Below are 18,617 nucleotides of genomic sequence, written 5' to 3' on the forward strand. Positions count from 1 at the left end.
AGTCTACGATATGCGCGCCGAAATGGCGCTCGGACGCGCCGATGCCGGATCGGAAATGGTGGGCAGTATGATCTGGAACACCATGCCCCCGCCCTCCATGGTCGCCACGTCGATGGTGCCGTTGTGGACCTCGATGATCGAGCGCGCCAGCGACAATCCCAGGCCCAGCGCGCCATGCCTGCGCGCCTTGTCCGCGTACTTGAAGGCCTCGAAGATCTTTTCGCGTTCTTCTTCCGGCAGCGCCCGCCCGGGGGTCTCCACGTCGATGTACAGCCGATCGCCGCGGAAGGTGGCGCGCACCAGCACCGAGCCCTCCTCGTGCGTGAAGCGGACGGCGCTGGTGATGATGCCCGTGAGCGCCTGCACGATGCGCAGCGAATCGAGCTGCAGCTTGGGGATGCCGGGCTGCACCTCGCCGATGACCTGCACGCTGCTGTCGGCCATGAGATCGCGCGCGTCGAGCACCGCGCTCATGACCACGTCATCGACCACCGTCCACTCGGGGGTGACCAGAAAGGCACCCGCCTCGACCCGGGCCGCGTCGAGGATGGTTTGAATCAAATGGAGCAGCTCGCGCCCGCGCTGCTCGATGATGGCGAGGCTCTCGCGCTGCCCGTCGGTCAATTGGGCGCGCGACGCCAAGGTGGCAAATCCCAAAATGGCATTGAGCGGCGCCTTCAAATCGTGGCTCATCGAGGCCAGAAAGAGCCCGCGCATCCGCTCCGTGGCCTCGCGCGCGTGCGTGGCTTGCTCGTGCGCCGCGGCAAATTCTCGAAAGATGTCGCCAAGTTGATCGATGGAGTCCATCATGGCGCCCACCGAGACGAAGCGCGCCATGCGCACCATGCGCGTCCCGCGAATGATGTCCGCCACACCGGTGGTGCGCACGCTATGCGTGACCAGGCGCAGGTCCTCGCAGAACCGGGTGCCCACCCGCCAGGCGAGCAGCGCGGCCAGCACCACCCCGGTGGTGGCGAGGAGGGCATAGATGAACGTGATGGTATCGAGGCGGGCGGCGTCGAAGTGCACCGCCGCGTAGGTGTCGGCCAGGGGCACCACCACGGTGCTCTCCTCGTCGGGCCGCACGCCCAAGGCCGACGGCGACACGGGGTTCGCCGTGAGCTCGGTGCGGTAGCCGAGGGTCTCGGCGGCCATGATCGCCTGCTCCCGTCCGCGATCCGTCCCGCGGACCTGGTCGAAGACGCCGCGCGCGATCTCGTTGGCGATGCTGGCGCGGGCCTGGCTCTCGAAGGCCCGCGTATGGGCATAGACCAGCAGCGATGCGCCGAGCGCCACGAAGGCCACGGGCCCCGCCACGGCCGCCAAGAGACGGGTTCGCGCCCGCATGGCGGTGCGCGGGTTGGCGGCGACCAGGAACACGGCGTCTTGTGCCGCGCTCTCGGGCGCGCTCTCCAGCACCCGGGCCACGATGCTGCGCAGGCGCACATACAGCGGCAGCGCGCCCGCCATGATGATGGTCGTGTAGAGCAGGATGAGCGCGACCTGGTTGTACAAGTCGTTCGTGAAAGGCCGGTAGCTCGGCAGGAGGGTGGCGGTGGACGCCGCCAAGGACACGAACACCTGCGAGGTGGCGATGCGCGCCGGCAAGGCGTAAATCGCCAGCAGATCCTCGGGCGGGATGGGGCTCGTCCCCTGCGCCAGCGCGCGCAACGTGGGCGTGAGCCGGCGCGTCATGATGAGCGTAATGAGCGCGCTGCAGATGGCCGACACGCCAAAGACCCAGGCCGCCGTGGGGAGGGTGGCCATGAGCACGTGCTGGTCCAGCAAAAGGAGACGGGGCGCGAAGGCGAGGGCCACCAGATCGCTGAAGGCCGCCACCAGGAGCTGCATCCCCAGCAACCGCGGCACGAAGCGGAGGATGGAGCGCGTCATGCGAGCCTCGCGCGCGGCGCCTTGAGGGGCAGGAGCACATTGAAGGTGGACCCCCGCCCTAGCTGGCTCTCGACATAGATGGCCCCACCGTGCAGCAGCACCAGCCTCCGTGCGATGGCCAACCCCAACCCCGTCCCGCGTTTGCGGCGATGCTCGTCGCCCGCTTGCCGGTAGTCCTCGAAGATGAGCGCGCGCTCGGTGTCGCCGATGCCTGGTCCCGTGTCGCGAACACTCACCTTGGCGTAAGCGCCTTGCAGCGCCACACCGACGACCACTTCACCCTTTTGGGTAAACTTGATCGCATTGGCCACCAAGTTGGTGAGAATTTGACGCACCCGCTTCGGATCGGCCTCGATGACGAGACGCGATGCGCCCTCGCGTCCCACCACGATGGGGCGCCCTTGCAGGATGCCCGCCGCCTCGCGAAGCACTTCGCTGGCGAGGAGCACCAGATCCACCGGATCGCGCGAGAGCCGCAATTGCCCGCTCTCCAGGGCCGAAAATTCCAGAATGTCGTTGATCAACTCCAGCAAGTGCGCGCCCGACGCGCGGATCTGTTCCACCTCTTCGAGGGCATCGGGCGAGAGCGGTCCATCGACCCCCTGAACGAGAATATCGGCAAATCCCAAAATGGCATTGAGCGGACTGCGGAGCTCGTGGCTCACGGCCGCCAGAAACGCGGCCCGATCGCGGTCCGCCGCGCGCGCCCGCGCCAACGCAGCGCGGTAGCCTTTTTCGGCCTCCACGAAGCGCGCCACTAGCTGATTGAACGCGCTGGTGAGGGCGCCCACTTCATCGAGCGAGCGCACGGGCACGGGCTCGCCCGAGGGTTCGCTCGGCACCTGGATCATGGCCCGGACCCGCTCGGTCAAAAATTCGACATCGATGTTCGCTTCACGCGCCACGGCATACGCAAATGCTGCGGCCACGCCGACCAGTAAGACGGTGAGCGCAATCAGCGCCGCGACCAGCGCGGGGCCTGCTTCGGATTGATCGGGCGCCCGCACGAACGCGAGCACGAACCCCTCGTCGGAGGTGTGCCCGAGCTGCTGCACGGCAAATCGCGTGCGACCCAGCGAGGTTGTCGCCTCGCCCCTTTTCGCAGTGATGAACTTTCGAATCATCGGGGCGGGCGGTGGCCCCAGGCTGGCGTCGCAGAGGATGCCCCCTTCGGTCTCGACGATGAGAATTTCCGCCTGCGTTCTGCGGGCAGCGAGCTGGATCGCCTCCATGCGGCCGGAGTGCGTGAGCCATGGCAAGCGGGCCCCGAGGGTCTTTGCGAGGAGCTCCGCGCGCTCGGCCGCAAGGTCGTCGCTTTCACGACCGAGGTGGTCCAATCCCGTCAATCCAATGGCGATCGCAACGGCCAAGCTGACGAAAATGACGATTGCAGGGGCGAGCGGATGCAGCGGCCAGAGCCGACGAAAGCTCACGCCGGCCGACGTATACGTGGGGAGCGAGCCTCGTGAACCGATCGACACTTGGGGCCTGATCATACCGCGGTCGGGGTACTTTGTGCCTACGAGCTCGGAAGGGTACCTGCTCGTTGCCTCTTACACGTCACGAAAGGGTCGCGCGCATGCGATACGGGGCCCGTATTCATGCTCACCGCTCGAGGCGGCGGGACCTCCAATGCCAAGGGCTCGCATCCGCAGAAAAATCCGTGCTCCGACGTTTCGAACCGCGAACTGCTCCGACGCAAAAAAAAGTGCTCCACGATATCGAGTTGATCTGGCCATCTTGAATCAGAGAGTTACCCTCGAGGGAGACCACGCGTCGCTCCCGTGGGTCGGACCCCGATGGACGGTCCACGAAAAGAGGTCCTTCGCCCCGTGCCAGGACCCGTCAAGCTTTATCCGGTCACCGAGCTTTGACCGTGCGAACTGCACGCCTGCACAACCCGAGAGGCATCCGTGAACGGTTCCGCTAGCGCGCCCCAGATTTCTGAATGTTTACACCTAAAGATTCTCGGTCGAATTTTCGACGCGAATCTTGGCCGTTTTCGTGCGACTGTGCGCGGCCCGCAGGTGTTTGTTTCGGGGCTCGATCGCGCGGGCAACGGTCGAGAATATTTCCAGGCGGTTTCAGTTTCCTTCGCAAATTTGACGACGCAGCGCGTCTCCGATTTTTAATGGCCGTTGTCCCTTTACGGCGCTACGTCTTGGACAGATAACATCATCGAAGTACCGAAGTTCCCGATGCGCAAACTATCCCGACTCTTCGCCACCAAGGAAGCCTCCCGAGGCGCGGCACCGCGTCGTCGGCGCAAGGTCGCCCTTGCGGGCGCTGCCGAAAGCAGCGCCAAGTTGAGGGCCGCGGCTCCGGTCGATGTCGATGCGAGCCTCGCGGACGACGGCGTCGATGGCGCAGACGGCGTACAGGCGTTGGAGCTCGAAGAGCGGATCCTCGCCGAGCGCGCGCGCTACGCGGGCCATGCGTTGCCAAACCTGGCGGGCTTCGCGGCCACCCCGCGCCCCCTCGATTCGGGAATAGATGTGACCCAGCAAGGGTTGTTGGACACGAACGGCAGCGACGACGCCGGCGAGGCAGGGGACGCAGGAGACCTTGCGCCGCCGTCGCGTCTATCCCCCATCCCCTTCGACTCGGGTATCTACGTGAGCTCTCGCTTTACCAACGCCGACCCGAATCTCGTCCGTCAAGTGACGCTCGTGGTCTACGAGTGGCACAACGTGGAGCCTGGCACGCTATCCTGGGTCTTCCCGAGCGTCCAAGCCGCCCTCGCCGCCGCCCGAGCCATGCGAAACGCCGTCAAATGGGCCATCGTCGCCGGCCGCCGCACCGCCAAGGTCGACGTCGACAGCGAACGCGCCAGCGGCTTCGTGTTGGCGGAGCAAGCGGGCTAAGGTCTGTTTTCGCCTTCCCACGCGCTATGTGGCGAATTGGGGGCTAGGACGTAACGGCCCGGCGGGCCCTTGCGACGTGACGCGCTGCGGCTGCAGAGGCGTTGCGCGCTTGCAGCGGGCTTGGTGGTTCGGCGTTGACTCGATGCATCCGTGCGGATGCTCGTCGAGTGATGTCGCGGCGCGTGTGCTCTGTGAGCGAAGCATCCGCCTGGACGCTAGCGCGAGGTGTTGTGGGGTATGTCGTTTCGGCGCGGGAGCGAAGAAGAAACCGCCAGGGCGCGAGGAGCGCCAGGATTTACCGGGTTTGGTACGCCTTCTCGCGCGAACCCACCCGAACGGGGAGCCCAGGGGAGTTTCGGAAGGCCGCCGCCTGACGGCGAGACCCGATCGGAAACCGTAAGGACGCAAGGAACGCCAGGGTTACGGGTTTAGTCCGCCCTCCAGCGTGAACCCACTGGAACGGGGAGCCCAGGGACTCTTCCCCCTTGCGGCCCTTGCGCCCTTGCGGTTTTCCTCCCTCGGACGGCCGCCGCCCTACGGCAAGAGCCCCCATTCGGAAACCGCAAGGACGCAAGGAACGCCAGGTTACAGGTTTAGTCGGCCCTCCAGCGTGAACCCACCGGAAGGAGGGCGCAGGGACCTTCTCTTTTTGCGGCCCTTGCGCCCTTGCGGTTTTCCTCTCTCAGACAGCCGCCGCCCTACGGCAAGAGCCCCGATTCGGAAACCGCAAGGACGCAAGGAACGCCAGGGGTACGCCTTTTTGATACGCCTCCGGCGCGAACCCACCGGACGGAGGGCGCAGGGACTCTCCCCCTTGCACCCTCGCGCCCTTGCGGTTTTCCTCTCTCGGACGCCCGACGCCCTACGGCAAGAGCCCCGATTCGAAAATCGGTGCCCGCGCGCGCGTTAGACGCGCTCCAAAATGACGGCCATGCCCTGTCCCCCACCGATGCAAGCACTGCCCGCGGCGAAGCGGCCATGCCGGCGTGCAAGCTCGTAGACGAGGTGGGTGGTGATGCGGGCGCCGCTGGCGCCCAAGGGGTGGCCGAGGGAGATGGCCCCGCCATTGACGTTGGTCTTCTTGCGGTCGAGGCCGAGCTCTTTTTCGACGGCCAAATACTGCGGTGCGAAGGCTTCGTTGACCTCGACCAGGTCCAGATCGGAGAGCTTCAAGTCGGTGCGGGCGAGCGCCCTTTGGAGGGCAGGGACGGGGCCGATGCCCATGATTTCGGGCTCCACCCCGGCGACGCCCCACCCGATCAGACGGGCCAGCGGTGTGAGGCCCCGCTGCTGGGCGAATTCTTCGGTGGTGAGCACCAAGGCTGCGGCCCCATCGCAGATGCCGGAAGCATTGCCGGCCGTAACGACGCCGTCTTTTTTGAAGACGGGGCCGAGCTTGGCCAGCGCCTCGCGCGTGGTCTGCGGACGCGGGTGCTCGTCGACCTCGAAGGTGATCGTGCCCTTCTTCTGTTTGATCTCGATGGGCGTGATCTCGTCCTTGAAGCGACCGGCTTCGTGCGCGGCGGCCCAGCGTTGCTGGCTGGTGAGCGCGAAATCATCGCATGCCTCGCGGTTGATACCGTATTTGGTGGCCAGGTTTTCGGCTGTGACGGCCATCGGCAGGTTGCAGTAGCTGTCGGTGAGACAGGTCCACAAAGAGTCTTCGAGCGGGGGCGCCTTGCCGAAGGCGAAACCCTCGCGCGCGCCGCGGATCACGTGGGGTGCCTGCGTCATGTTCTCGGTTCCACCGACCAGGACCGCGCTCGCGTCGCCTAGCAGAATCTGCTCGGCGCCGCTGACGATGGCTTGAAAGCCCGACCCGCAGAGCCGATTGACGGTGAGCGCCGGCGTGGTGATCGGGGTGCCCGCCTTGAGCCCCACGTGGCGGGCGCAATAGATCGCATCCGCGCTCGACTGCAGCACATTGCCGATCACCACGTGATCGATGGCGTCCGCCGGTACGCGCGATTGCGCAAGAGCTGCTTTTGCCGCCACGACGCCGAGATCATTGGCGCTGATTCCCTTGAGCGCGCCTTGCATGGTCCCGAACGCAGTGCGCTTGGCGCCCACGATGACGATCGATTTGGATAGCTTGGCCATGGATTCCTCTTCTTCGTTCTTCTTCTCGGATCGCGAGGGTATCGCGTCTTGGATTTTTCTCAGGCCGCGAACTCGGCCCACGCATTGGAGAGCACGGTCTCGTCGCGCTCTTTGACGGACACGCTGAGCGCAATCTTACCGGGCGAGACCAGCCACCCCTCGGTGACCAGCGTATCGCCGGGCCAAACGGCGCGCCGGAACTGGGCTCCGAACGCGGTCAGCTTGGTGGCGTCGCCGCCCAGCGCGCCCTTGGCGGCGTGCCGGACCATGTACCCGAAGGTGCAAAGCCCGTGCAAAATAGGCCCCTTGTCGAAGCCGACGTTCTTGGCGAACTCCGGATCGGCGTGGAGCGGGTTGAAGTCGCCGGAGAGCCGGTAAAGCAGCGCCTGCTCCTGCGACGTGGTCTGCTCGATCCGAAAATCGGCCTCGCGATCCTTGGGGACCGCGACCGGTACGGCCTCCTTTGGCGGAGCCGTGCCACCAAAGCCGCCCGCCTCACGAATGAGGAGGCTCGACGTGGTTTGGCAGACGACCTCCTCTTGTTCGTTCTTCGATTCCATGTCGACGATCACCGACGCGAATTTGCGCATGTCGTAGATGCCGCGCACCGTCGCCGTGGTGTACAGGGTCCCCGACGCGTCGAAGGGACGGAGGATCTGCACCTTCTCGGAGCCGTGCACGACCATGGCCATGTTGCCGCCCGTCTTCGCGAGCTGGTCGAGCATGGGCTTGAACTTCGGCACCACCGCGAAGCTCGGGTAAACCTTGGGCCCGCGTCCCTCGTAGAGGTAGTCCAGCTCGTCCTTCGTCGAACCGATGCCGAGCGCGTACAAAACGGTGTCCTCCCAGCTGTAGATCCGCTTTTCAGGGGAGGAGGGCTTTCCGACGAGGCTAAGGTCGAGCGTCATGGCCCGAGAGGATCGGTTCTCCGCTCGCATCGGTCAAGGCTTGCCGGCCCGGGCGCGAATACGCGAGAGTCTTTTGTCGTGAGCGCCTCGGGTTTCCTCTTCGGCCATGCCGCGTTCGCACCGCCCACGAGCGTGGCAGGTTTGCTCGGCGCCGTGATCCAAGCCTTCACGGGCGCAGGCGTCGATCTCCCCGCCTTGGGCCTCGCATGGGCACGCGTGCTCCCGACCGTCCTGATCGTGCCCGCCTTTGGCTTGCGTGCGCTTCCGACACCGCTGCGCGCCATCCTCGGGGCAATGCTTGCATTATGCATCTTTCCTGCGGTCGTCGCAGACGCTGGCGCGCACGCACGCGAACCATGGCCGCTCCTGCTCCTCGAAAATTTTCTGCACGGCCTGCCCGTCGCGCTTGCCGCCGCCATCCCCTTGTGGGCGGCCACCATGGCCGGAAACCTGGTCGACACCCTTCGCGGCGCCCGCGACGCTTGGAACGCGGACACCGTGGAGGGAAAAGCGAGCCACCTCGGCATCGCCTTTGCGCTGCTCGCCTCCACGCTTTTTCTTCAGAGCGGCGGCCCCTCGCGCATCGCCCTGGCCCTCGCGACCACCGACTTTCCCGCGCACCCGCTGCTCGCGGCCGTGCGCGATCTCTCCGCCGGCATCACCTTGGCCGTGGCCCTCGGCGGGCCTCTCCTCGCGGCCTCCATCGTGCTCGAGGTGGCGGTGGCCTTGGTCGCGCGCGCATCCTTTCCCGCCCAGATTTATGCCGTGTTTCCACCCTTACGGGCGCTCGGATTGCTCGTGGTGATGGCGCTCGTCTTCGAGCGCATCGCGTTCGTCCTGGCGCGCGCCATCCGCTGAACGCGCAAACGCGATAGTCTGGAGCGATGTACGCGGGACATTTTGCCATTGGCGTGGCCCTCTCGTCGCGATTTCGCGATGTACCCGCATGGATTCCCCTATTTGGCGTGGCATGGCTCGACTTGGTCCATGCGGTGCTGGTGGCGGTTGGCGTCGAACGGGTGACTTCGGGGCTGCCCGCCAACGGTTACTTGCATATGAAACTCGATTTCATCGATTGGGACCATTCGCTCGCGATGGCCATCGTGTGGTCGATGTTGGCGGGCCTCGCCATTTGGCGCGGTAAGTCCATTTGGGCGCTGTCGGCGGTGGTCGGGACGGTGGCGGTCTTCTCGCATTTTCTCGCGGACGCGCTGGTGCACGATCCGGATCTGGCATTGTGGCCTCATTCACCGATCCACGTGGGCTTTGGTCTGTGGAGCTCGCTGCCCGTGGCCTCGTGGTTTCTCGAGGTCGGGTTCGTTGTTGCTTTGGCCTGGTACGGTGCGCGCGTTCATCCTCGAAAATGGGATGCGCTCCAATATCCATTGGCGCTGATGTTCTTTCTTGCTCTTCAATTGACACCATGGTGGTCGCTCATCCAATTGGCGGGGAGCTCACCCTTGACGAGCTCGCCAATCGTTCATGGCGTTTTCTTATTGGTGGGCTTTATTTTACCGGCCGGGCTGATGTCCTGGCTCCTCCGGCGTCCACCGGTTATTCCGTAATGAAGCACATCGATTTGATGTGAAGTGTTAACCCGTATTAATAAAGAATGAATCGCTCGAGCATTGACCTCGAGCGCATCCTGTATCTAAGTGACAGCCGGAGGCGAAATGCGGCAGACGATTTGGTCCTTGATCTTTGCGGCGGCAGCGACGCCGGCGCTTTTGGTGGGTGCGTGTGGAGGTGACGATACGTCGGTACGGCCGGCGACGGACGGCGGCCTCCCGGATACGAGCACGAAGCCCGACGCGGCGGTGGATCCGCTCGCGCGCGGCAAATACATCGTCGATACGCTCGCCTCGTGCGGCGATTGCCACACCCCGCGCAAGAGCGATGGCTCGCCGGACATGACGAAGTATTTGGCGGGCAACAGCTGCTTCATCGGCACCGACAAGAGCGGCGATGCGGGTGGTCCCGGGCCGGGTTGTCTGAGCGCCCCCAACTTGACGAATCACGCGGACGGGTTGAAGAACGTCACCGTCGATCAAGAAATCAAGGACATGTTTCAACACGGCAAGCGCCCGGACGGCAAATTCCTCAATTCGCCGATGCCGTATTGGGTTTACGCCAACATGACCGATGCCGACGCCAACGCCGTCGTCGCCTATCTGCGGACGGTCCCCGGGGTCGCGAACCGGCCCACCCCGAACCAACCTCCGTGGACCAACGTGCCCGCGCCCACGCCCCCGATCGATTTGAACACGGTGCCGGCGCCCGAAAAAGAAGGCAATCCCGACTACGAGAGCCAGATGCGCGGTCGCTACCTGGCGGCGGTCGCGTCGGCGTGCATCGAGTGCCACACCCCCGAGAAGGAGGGCGCGCCGCCCGGGCAAGTCGACCGCTCGAAATGGTTCGCGGGCAAGCGCGCGTACGACTCCAAGTCCCTCGGGCTGCCTCAAGACAAATTCCCGGCGCAGATCTTCTCCGCCAACCTCACGTCCGACCTGTCGACGGGGCTCGGTGGCTATTCGCTCGAGCAGATCGTCCGGGTGATCAAGCAAGGGCAGGACAAAGATGGCAAAGGCATTTGTCCCCCGATGCCCGCGGGGCCGCGCGGCTCGTACGTCAATATGTCGGATGACGACGCGAGGGATATCGCGCGGTACTTGAAGTCGCTGCCGCCCATCGTCAACGCGCGCACCGACTGCGTCGCCCCCGGCCCGTGAGGATCCTCCGTATGCGCGTCCTTCCGAGAGCCCCGCTCGCGGCGACGGTCGTCGTCGCGGCGGCCGCCGTTTTTTCCGCGTGCGGCTCGTCCTCGTCCGACCCGGGGCCCCCCGTTTCGGCCGACGCCGGCCCGCAAGCCGACGTCGTGACCTTGCCGGATGCTTCCCCGGGGCCCCAGCCGCAGCACCTCTCCGAGGCGGGGCTCTACGCGAATTTGGCCACGAAGCAAACGTCGCCCGAGGCGCTCGCGTACGTGCCGTCGTATGCGCTCTGGTCCGATGCGGCGGACAAGAAGCGTTGGATCGTCCTTCCGGCCGGCGCGAAGATCGATACGTCCGACATGGATCACTGGCAGTTCCCGATTGGGACGAAGCTCTTCAAAGAGTTCGCCCGGGGCGGGCGCCGGCTCGAGACACGGCTGATCGAGCGCATCGCCAACACCGGCAAGACCGAGACCGACTACCGCGCCTCGACCTTCGTCTGGCGCGACGACGATTCGGACGCCGATCTCGTCACGGAGGGCGCTACCAATGTGCGGGGAACCGATCACGACGTCCCCACGCGGGTGCAGTGCTTCACCTGCCACAGCGGTGAGCCTGGCAAGATCCTCGGCTTTTCGGCCGTGCAGCTCGCCCGCACGACCGCGGGGACCGATCCTGCGTCCGCCGTGACCTTGAAGTGGCTCGCCGAGCAGGGAAAGCTGACCCATCCCCCTGCGCCCGGCGCCGACTTCTCCGCGCCGGGCGACGCCACGACGGCTGGAGCGCTGGGCTACCTCCACGCCAACTGCGGCAATTGCCACAACGAAAATGGTGGGGCCTGGCGCTACACGAAGATGGTCTTGCGCCTGTCGGGCACGGAGCGCGCGCCGAACAAGACGGAGCTCTACAAGACCACCGTCGGCGTTGCCATGGACCGCCGCGAGAACTCACCGTACCCGAACCGCATCGAGGCCGGTCATCCCGACAAGAGCGCGCTCCTGTACCGCATGTCCAAACGCGACGGCACGCCCGAGGCGATGCCGCCGCTCGCCAGCAAAAAAACGGACGCAACGGGCACCGCAACCGTGACGTCCTGGATCCAGGGCTTGAAGTAATCCGGACGCGAGCTCGTGCGCTCGAGCGAGCGCGTCAAATCCCCTTTGAAACCTCGATGATTCGCGCACGCAACCACGCGTGCGCGAGGTCCATGCGTTTGTGCTCGTGCCAGAGCATGGTCATGGTGAAGCCCGGGAGCTCCAGCGGTGGCTTGACCATCACCAAGTTCAAGCTGGGGACGAAGGTCTTGGCGACGCGCTCGGCCAGGGTGAGCACCACGTCTGTTTCTTGGACGACATAGGGGGCCACGAGGAAGTGCGGAATTTCGATGGCCACCCGGCGGCGCCGGCCGACTTTTTGGAGGGCCGTGTCGACGATGGAGCCGCGGTCGCCGCGCGGGGAGATGAGGGCGTGCGGCAAGGACGCGAAGGTGTCGAGATCGAGGCGGCGGCGCGCGCTGGGGTGACCCTTGCGCATGACGCATACGAAGCGCTCGCGAAAGAGGCTCTGTACGATGAGGCCGCGGGCGCCGTCGAGGCGGTGGTCGGGCACCTCGAGGAGCGGTAGGCCGAGCACCGTGTCCACCTTGCCCTCGGCGAGCGCCCCGGGGATGGAGGCGGGGCCGGGGACGACGCGAAGGTCGATGCCCGGCGCCTCCGACCAAATGCGCGGCGCGAGCTTCGGCAGGAGCACGAACTCCATGTAGTCGGCGGTGGCCAGGGTGAAGCGATCCCTCGCCTTGGCCGGCTCGAACGGGGACGGCGTGGCCACGAGGGCGGCGATGCTGGCCAGCGCTTGCTCCAAGGGCTCGAGCATCGCTTGCGCGCGCGGCGAGGGGACCATGCCTTTGCCCGTCCGCACCAACAAAGGATCGCGCAGGTGGGCGCGCAGGCGCGCGAGCGCATGGCTGGTGGCCGACTGCGTGAGGCCTAGACGCTCGGCGGCGCGCGTGACGTGGCGCTCGACCAAGAGCGCGTGCAGCGCGCGCACCAAGTTCAAATCCAGGCTCGCGAAGGCGCCGTCCGAAAGATGCATGCCATGCATGTAGACTATGTACTCCATCGATTGGATACATATTTTGTCGCCACCTAGATTCTCCTCGTCCCGAGCGCCGACGCGCCGGGCAGGAGGTTTCCGACATGTTCGTGGTCGCAGGAGTGACGGGGAATACGGGCGCGGTGGTGGCCGATACGCTGCTCGCGCGCGGCAAGAAGGTGCGCGTGGTGGTGCGCGATGCCTCGAAGGGCGAGCGATTCCAGGCGCGCGGCGCCGAGGTGGCCGTCGTCTCGGTCGACGACGATGTGGCGCTGGCGAAGGCGCTCTCGGGGGCCGAAGGCGCTTACCTTCTCTCGCCGCCGGACCTCACGGCCGACGACTTCCTCGCGAGCCGGAGGATCGTCGCGGACGCGGCGGCGCGCGCGATCGACGCGAGCCAGGTGCCGCACGTGGTGTTCCTCTCCTCGCTGGGCGCGCATCTTCCCGAGCGGACCGGTGTGGTGCGCTCGCTGCACTACGCCGAGCAGCGCTTGGCGCGCACCCCGGCCAAGCTCACCTTCCTTCGCCCGAGCTACTTCTTCGAAAATTGGATCGGTCCGCTCACGGCGGCGGCCTCCAGCGGCAAGCTCCCGACCTTCATCGAGGTCGACCGGGCCATCAGCATGATTTCGTCGCGCGACATCGGCGTCTTCGCGGCGCAGGCGCTGCTCGAGGGGCCCGCGGCGGAGCGCATCTCCGTGATCAACCTGGAGGCGCCGCGCGACTATACGCCGCGCGACATCGCCAACGCGGCCGCGCGCGCGCTGGAGCGCCCGGTGGAGCCCGAGTTCGTGCCCGAGCCGGCCATCGAAGGAGCGTTCCGCAGCTTTGGCCGCTCGGCGGACGTCGCGCGCCTGATGCGCGAGCTCCTCATCGCCACCAACGACGGAACCATGCGCTTCGAGAACGCGGGCGAGCGTTCTTGGCGCGGCACCACGGACGCCGATACGGCCGTGCGCGGGCTGCTCGCGAAGTAGCGTCCTACGGATCGCGCGAAATCGGGGCGAGCGACGTCTCGTCGCGCGAAATCGGATGGAGTGACGTCTCGTCGCGCGAATCGGGGCGAGCGACGTCTGGTCGCGCGACGTTTCGTCGAGCAGCCCGGGGTGAGGGCGAGATCAGGAGCGCTTGGCGATCAGCTCGATTTCGACGCGCGCGCCCAGCGGTAGAGCGGCCACGCCGATGGTGGTGCGGGCCGGGAAGGGCTCGCTGAATTGCTGGGCATAGACTTCGTTCATGGCGGCGAAGTCGGCCATGTTGGTGAGGTAAACGTTGCACTTGACGACGTGCTCCGGGCCGAGCCCTCCGGCCTTGAGCACCTCGAAGAGATTGGCGAAGGTCTGGCGCGTTTGATCGCCAATCGAGCCCTCGATGAGGCGGCCGGTCGCGGGATCGATCGGCGTCTGCCCCGACAGATAGACGTAGGGATCCGTGTCGACGGCGTGCGAATACGGACCGGCTTTGACGGCGTTGGGCGAGTTGATGGCTTTGCGTGTCATGTTGCGCATGCTCACACCGCGGGGCCCTTGGCCGCAACGGTCAAGATGCCGCCGCCGGGTGGGCCACCCGCGCGCGCCTCGCCGCGCCGAAGGGGTCACCCGGGTCCGCGGCTTACGTCCGACCGAACCGTTCGACGACGAAGTCCACGAAGGTGCGTAGCCTCGGCGAGACGGGCTTCTGCGGCGGGTAAAGGATGTGCATGGGAACCTCGGGCAGCCGATGATCGGGCAGCACGCGCACCAGTTTGCCGCTCGCGAGATCGTCCTCCACTTGAAACTCGGGCTGCAAGATGATCCCCATCCCGCGCAGCGCGGCGATGCGCAGCCCCTCGCCGCTGTTGATCTTGAGGCTGCACCGAATCTTGATGGGATGAACCTGGCCGCCCGCATCCACGATGGGCCACTCGCGGCCCCAATCGCCATACGGATGGCCCAGGCACGCGTGGCCCCGCAAATCCTCCGGGCGCTTGGGCGCGCCGCGCGCGGCCAGGTAGCTCGGCGACGCGGCCAGAAAGAAGCGCACGCTTCGAAGGCGCCGCGCCACCAGATGCGAGGGCGCGAGCGGGCCCAGGCGCACGGCCGCGTCGTATTCGTTCTCCACGATATCGGCGAAGCGGTCGCTCAAGAGGAGCTCGACCCGCACCTCGGGGTAACGCGTAAAGTAATCGGCCAGGGCGGGCGCCAGGCGGTGTGCGCCGAAGGAGGTGGTGGTCGTGACACGAAGGAGGCCGCGCGGGGCCGCGCGCAGCTCGTCGGCGCTTCGGTCCATCGCGTCGATCTCGGCCAGGACGCGGGTGCATCGCTCGTAATACAAGCGCCCGAACGCCGTGAGCGTCTGCTTTCGCGTCGTTCGCTGCAAGAGCTGCGCGCCGGCTCTCTCCTCGAGCGCGCGGACATGGCGGCCCACCATCGCCGGGGTGAGCTGAAACTCGCGCGCCGCCTCCGCAAAGCTCCCCCGATCCACCGCGCGCACGAAGAGGGTCATGCCCAAGAGTCGGTCCATTCGATCATCAGGGTATCGAATATCGATACCGTCGGGCCAATTATCCCATCCGGTGCAGGGATCTACGGTGGTGGCATGTTCTTCACCCCAACACCTGCGCACCTGGCGCTCGGCCTCGCCTTCGTGCTGGGCGCGTGCGCGCGGACCGATTCCGCGCCGGCCTCCCACTCGTCCAGCTCGTCCAACCCGCCGATCGCCGCAGGTTCTTCCGGAGCGACCATGAAACCCAACCCCGTTCACGAGATGCGCGTCGCGCTCACGGTCGACGCGTACGATGCGGCCTTTCGTTTTTACCGCGATGGTCTGAAGTTCAAGGTGCTCGAGTCGTGGGAGCGACCCGACGGAAAGGGCGTCATCCTCGATGCGCACCGCGCCACGTTGGAGATCGTGTCCACGGCGCAGGCCGACACCATCGATCGTCTGGAGGTCGGCAAGCGCATCGCGGGCCCCGTGCGGCTCGGGCTGGACGTGGAGAGCACGGAGGCCATGGCGCAGGCCTTCGTCGCCGCCGGCGGAGAGCGGATCGCCGGGCCGGTGGCGACGCCTTGGTCGCCCAAGACGTTTCGGCTGCGGGCGCCCGATGGAATGCAGTACACCCTGTTTACCGACCAGGGGGCGAAGTCGGGCGGCGAGCCCGCGCGGCAGCTGCGGATGGCGCTCACGGTGGAGAAGTTCGAGGAGGCGCTCCGCTTCTACCGCGACACCTTCGGTCTGCCGGTGATCACGTCGTGGAGCGAGCCCTCGGGCAGCGGCGCCATCTTCGATGCGGGGCACGCGACCCTCGAGCTGCTCTCGAAGGACATGGCCGAGTCGGTGGACCGCATCGAGGTCGGCCGGCGTGTTGCGGGACCGGTGCGCGTGGCGCTCGACGTGAAGGACTCTGCGGCCGTGGGAGAGCTGCTCACCAACGGCGGCGCGCAGCTCCTCGGCGGCCCCGTGCTGACGCCGTGGAAGGACAAGAACGTTCGCGTTCGCGCGCCCGACGGGATGCAGTACACGCTGTTTACGAAGCACGCGCCATAACGCGCGACCGCCCGATGGCCGCGACGGCCACGTTGGACACGATGGCGGCGATTGACACGATGGAGGCGACGCCCGCGCGATAAGATGCGCGCATGGAAACCGAGGAACGAACCGCGACGCTCCGCGCGCGTCGTGAGGCGCTCGTGCGCGCGCACATGCAGGACGAGAACACGCGCGACTTCGACAAGGTGCTCGCGACCTTCCCGCACCCGCACTACGAGATCATCGCGACGGGCGCGGTCTACGATGGTCGCGACGAGGTCCGCGCCTACTACCGCGACTCGCGCACGGCCTTCCCCGATCAGCGCAACGAGCTGATCTCGCTGCGCCACACGGACGACGCCGTCGTCGTGGAGTTCTGGTTGCGCGGCACCCACCAGGGACCCTTTCGCGCCTTGCCGCCGACGGGGCAGACCATCGAGGTGCGCATGACGGCGTTCTTCATCTTCGAGGGCGAGCGCTTGATGGTCGAGCGGGTCTATTTCGATTCGTTGACCTTGCTCAAGCAGCTGCTACGCGGCGTGAGCCCGAAGAACCCGGCGAGCTTGCTCCTCTTGATCCGCACCTTGCTCGGCGTGGCGCGTGGGCTGCGCTGAGCGCCCGTCGCGGCGCGCGGTCACCCTCTCGGCGCGGCTTGGACCTCGAGGTGCCCGCCGGGGCATGGCGCGGCATCGATGTGCCTTGGAATACAGCGCTCCGCGCGCGGTGTGAGCCGAACGAGGCAGCGTGAGCCGAACGAGGTAGCTCGTGGCCCTTTGCGGGAAAGCAGCAGCAACCGAAGGAGCACCTCCATGCGAAGGGCCACGATTGCCATCTTGTTCTTGTTGGGCTGCTCGGGCGCGCACGACGACTCCGCATCGTCGGAAGACCGTGAACCGAGCCGGCTCGCACGTTCGTTGCAGAACGGCGCGCGCGACACGTTGCAGAGCGACGCGCGCGACACGTTGCAGAGCGGCGCACGCGACACGTTGCAGAGCGGCGCAACCTCCGACGAGGTCGCGAATCCAACGCTGACGTTGCAGCTGATCGATCGCGATGGGAACCCGCCGACGTCGTCGTTCGTCGCGGTCACCGATTTGAACACGGCGCGAAATGTGTTCGAGCGCAATGTGTCCGGCGGCACCCTCGAAATCCCATTGCCCGAGGGCCGCTACGGCGTGGCCGTGTTCATCACCACACCGGGACCGGGCGGCGCCAAGTCGGGCACGTACGCCAATCTTCCGAGCCTCGCGATCCACGCGAACACGGCGCGCACCCTCGACGCGCGGCTCGGCAAGCGCGTATCGGTGTCCCTCGACGAGCCCTCGGCCAAGCAAAAGAGCGCCACCGTGTTCTTGGCGCAGCCGACCGCGCGTGGAAACGTGCAATTTCCAAGCTTTCCGTCGCCCCTCGACAGCTTGGACAAGGACGCCATCTACGCCGTCCCCTCCGAGCCGGCCAAGGGGTTCGCCTTTTACGTGCAGACCGTGTGGACCCGGGGCGGCCAAGAAGAGAGCCCGTACGTCTATCATCTGCTCTCGAGCACGGCCGATCGCGTCCCCGAGCAGCCCGCCTACCGCGTTCGCAAATTCGAGCTGGCGCGCGTGCGCGTCAACCTCGCGGCGCAAGGCGTCGATTGGAAGGACGAAATCGCGTACGCCCTGTCGACGCCCGTGCTCGAGCTCACGGGGCTGCGCGTGTCCATGGGCGACGGCGCGCGCGTGACCTTCCCCGGGACGCGCACGGATTATTTTACGCCGGGCGCCTGGAGCTTCGCCGTGCACCAAGGCGCTTCCGGGGTGGCGTCGACCTCCGTCGCGGAAGCGGTGTACGCAAGGCCGGGCGAGTACCGGCAAACGTGGAACACCGCGCCGCTGGGGCCATCGTTCCCTGGAGCGAGCCCCTATTACGCACCGGTCGTGCGCGAGGGCGACATCTTGAACGTGAGCATCCCCATGTATTCGGAGGCGGAGCCCGGGCACATCAACGACCCGTACGTGACGGTCACCGGCTCGATGATCCTGCGGCGCGGAGACGAGGTGATCGCGCAGAGCGACGACGTCGGTAGCTTATTTCGCAAGGGGAGCCCGGTGACCGTGCCCCCCGAGCGCGCCACCTACGAGCTCACGTCGCACGGCGTTCGAAATGTGCCGTGGTCGCTCTATGCCACCGAGCAAACCGTCACCTGGCGTTTCGCGTCGGAGCACACGAGCGCGCGCGCGGCGCTGCCGCTCATGGCCGTTCGGTACGCGCCCAAGCTCGATGCTTACGGACGCGCGCCCGCCGGGCGACGCGCGACCTTCGACATTCGGGTCGAGCACAACGCGGGAGCCTCCGCCAAGGTGGCGACCTTGCGGATCTTCGTTTCGCACGACGACGGCGCGCGATGGGAGCCGGCGGACGTCTGGCGGTGCGCCGATGGGTGGCGCGCTTCCGTGCGCCACCCGGCCGACGCCGACTTCGTCTCCTTGCGCGCCGAGGCCGTGGACCTCGATGGCAACGCGGTCGAGCAGACGCTCATCCGCGCGCACGGCTTGAGTCACTGA

The 18,617-nt window shown here is 66.4% G+C and carries 16 protein-coding genes; 9 read left to right on the plus strand and 7 right to left on the minus strand.

Features of this window, described 5'->3' with window-relative positions; all coding sequences use genetic code 11:
* Positions 1 to 3: 3 nt before the first annotated feature.
* Complete coding sequence (locus LZC94_04965; GenBank protein ID WXB16629.1) at positions 4 to 1,893, minus strand: HAMP domain-containing histidine kinase; 1,890 nt, start codon at positions 1,891 to 1,893, stop codon at positions 4 to 6.
* Entirely contained in the window at positions 1,890 to 3,326 is a 1,437-nt protein-coding gene (locus LZC94_04970) for a HAMP domain-containing histidine kinase (GenBank protein WXB16630.1), read from the minus strand. The genes LZC94_04965 and LZC94_04970 overlap by 4 nt, the downstream gene beginning before the upstream one ends.
* Positions 3,327 to 4,091: 765 nt before the next feature.
* On the opposite strand from LZC94_04970, the gene LZC94_04975 reads away from it, so the two are divergent.
* Positions 4,092 to 4,757 (plus strand): hypothetical protein, encoded by a 666-nt coding sequence (locus tag LZC94_04975; protein WXB16631.1) that lies wholly within the window; start codon positions 4,092 to 4,094, stop codon positions 4,755 to 4,757.
* 906 nt (positions 4,758 to 5,663) lie between these two features.
* Here the strand turns inward: LZC94_04975 and LZC94_04980 are convergent.
* Together LZC94_04980 and LZC94_04985 are read right to left on the minus strand one after the other, a co-directional pair.
* A complete protein-coding gene (locus LZC94_04980) occupies positions 5,664 to 6,857 on the minus strand; it encodes an acetyl-CoA C-acetyltransferase (GenBank protein ID WXB16632.1) in 1,194 nt (397 codons plus the stop codon).
* Positions 6,858 to 6,916: 59 nt separating this feature from the next.
* The gene (locus LZC94_04985; GenBank protein WXB16633.1) at positions 6,917 to 7,765 is read right to left on the minus strand and encodes a MaoC family protein; all 849 of its coding nucleotides are present in this window, start codon (positions 7,763 to 7,765) and stop codon (positions 6,917 to 6,919) included.
* 78 nt (positions 7,766 to 7,843) lie between these two features.
* Here LZC94_04985 and LZC94_04990 point away from each other — a divergent pair, with 78 nt between their 5' ends.
* The 4 genes from LZC94_04990 to LZC94_05005 all read left to right on the plus strand — a co-directional run bounded on the left by LZC94_04990 (position 7,844) and on the right by LZC94_05005 (position 11,591).
* On the plus strand, positions 7,844 to 8,623 hold the full coding sequence (locus LZC94_04990; GenBank protein ID WXB16634.1) for a flagellar biosynthetic protein FliR: 780 nt from the start codon (positions 7,844 to 7,846) through the stop codon (positions 8,621 to 8,623).
* Between the two features lie 26 nt (positions 8,624 to 8,649).
* Positions 8,650 to 9,330, plus strand: coding sequence for a hypothetical protein (locus LZC94_04995; protein WXB16635.1), 681 nt, complete (start codon positions 8,650 to 8,652; stop codon positions 9,328 to 9,330).
* Between the two features lie 108 nt (positions 9,331 to 9,438).
* Positions 9,439 to 10,494: a cytochrome c gene (locus LZC94_05000; GenBank protein WXB16636.1), complete on the plus strand. Its 1,056-nt coding sequence runs from the start codon at positions 9,439 to 9,441 to the stop codon at positions 10,492 to 10,494.
* An 11-nt stretch (positions 10,495 to 10,505) separates the two neighbouring features.
* Positions 10,506 to 11,591 (plus strand): hypothetical protein, encoded by a 1,086-nt coding sequence (locus LZC94_05005; GenBank protein WXB16637.1) that lies wholly within the window; start codon positions 10,506 to 10,508, stop codon positions 11,589 to 11,591.
* A gap of 34 nt (positions 11,592 to 11,625) precedes the next feature.
* On the opposite strand, the gene LZC94_05010 is transcribed toward LZC94_05005, so the two are convergent.
* On the minus strand, positions 11,626 to 12,567 hold the full coding sequence (locus tag LZC94_05010) for a LysR family transcriptional regulator (protein WXB16638.1): 942 nt from the start codon (positions 12,565 to 12,567) through the stop codon (positions 11,626 to 11,628).
* 104 nt (positions 12,568 to 12,671) lie between these two features.
* Between LZC94_05010 and LZC94_05015 the strand changes: the two genes are divergently transcribed.
* The gene (locus LZC94_05015) at positions 12,672 to 13,544 is read left to right on the plus strand and encodes an NmrA family NAD(P)-binding protein (protein ID WXB16639.1); all 873 of its coding nucleotides are present in this window, start codon (positions 12,672 to 12,674) and stop codon (positions 13,542 to 13,544) included.
* A gap of 141 nt (positions 13,545 to 13,685) precedes the next feature.
* Here LZC94_05015 and LZC94_05020 read toward each other — a convergent pair whose 3' ends face one another.
* Together LZC94_05020 and LZC94_05025 are read right to left on the minus strand one after the other, a co-directional pair.
* A complete protein-coding gene (locus LZC94_05020) occupies positions 13,686 to 14,075 on the minus strand; it encodes a Rid family detoxifying hydrolase (protein ID WXB16640.1) in 390 nt (129 codons plus the stop codon).
* A 103-nt stretch (positions 14,076 to 14,178) separates the two neighbouring features.
* A complete protein-coding gene (locus LZC94_05025; GenBank protein ID WXB16641.1) occupies positions 14,179 to 15,069 on the minus strand; it encodes a LysR family transcriptional regulator in 891 nt (296 codons plus the stop codon).
* A gap of 75 nt (positions 15,070 to 15,144) precedes the next feature.
* Between LZC94_05025 and LZC94_05030 the strand changes: the two genes are divergently transcribed.
* The 3 genes from LZC94_05030 (at position 15,145) to LZC94_05040 (ending at position 18,617) form a co-directional block, all read left to right on the plus strand.
* On the plus strand, positions 15,145 to 16,092 hold the full coding sequence (locus LZC94_05030) for a VOC family protein (protein ID WXB16642.1): 948 nt from the start codon (positions 15,145 to 15,147) through the stop codon (positions 16,090 to 16,092).
* A 92-nt stretch (positions 16,093 to 16,184) separates the two neighbouring features.
* The gene (locus tag LZC94_05035) at positions 16,185 to 16,688 is read left to right on the plus strand and encodes an ester cyclase (protein WXB16643.1); all 504 of its coding nucleotides are present in this window, start codon (positions 16,185 to 16,187) and stop codon (positions 16,686 to 16,688) included.
* 195 nt (positions 16,689 to 16,883) lie between these two features.
* Complete coding sequence (locus LZC94_05040; GenBank protein ID WXB16644.1) at positions 16,884 to 18,617, plus strand: hypothetical protein; 1,734 nt, start codon at positions 16,884 to 16,886, stop codon at positions 18,615 to 18,617.

Source organism: Sorangiineae bacterium MSr11954 (genome assembly GCA_037157815.1).
GTDB classification, from domain to species: Bacteria; Myxococcota_A; Polyangia; order Polyangiales; family Polyangiaceae; genus Pendulispora; species Pendulispora albinea.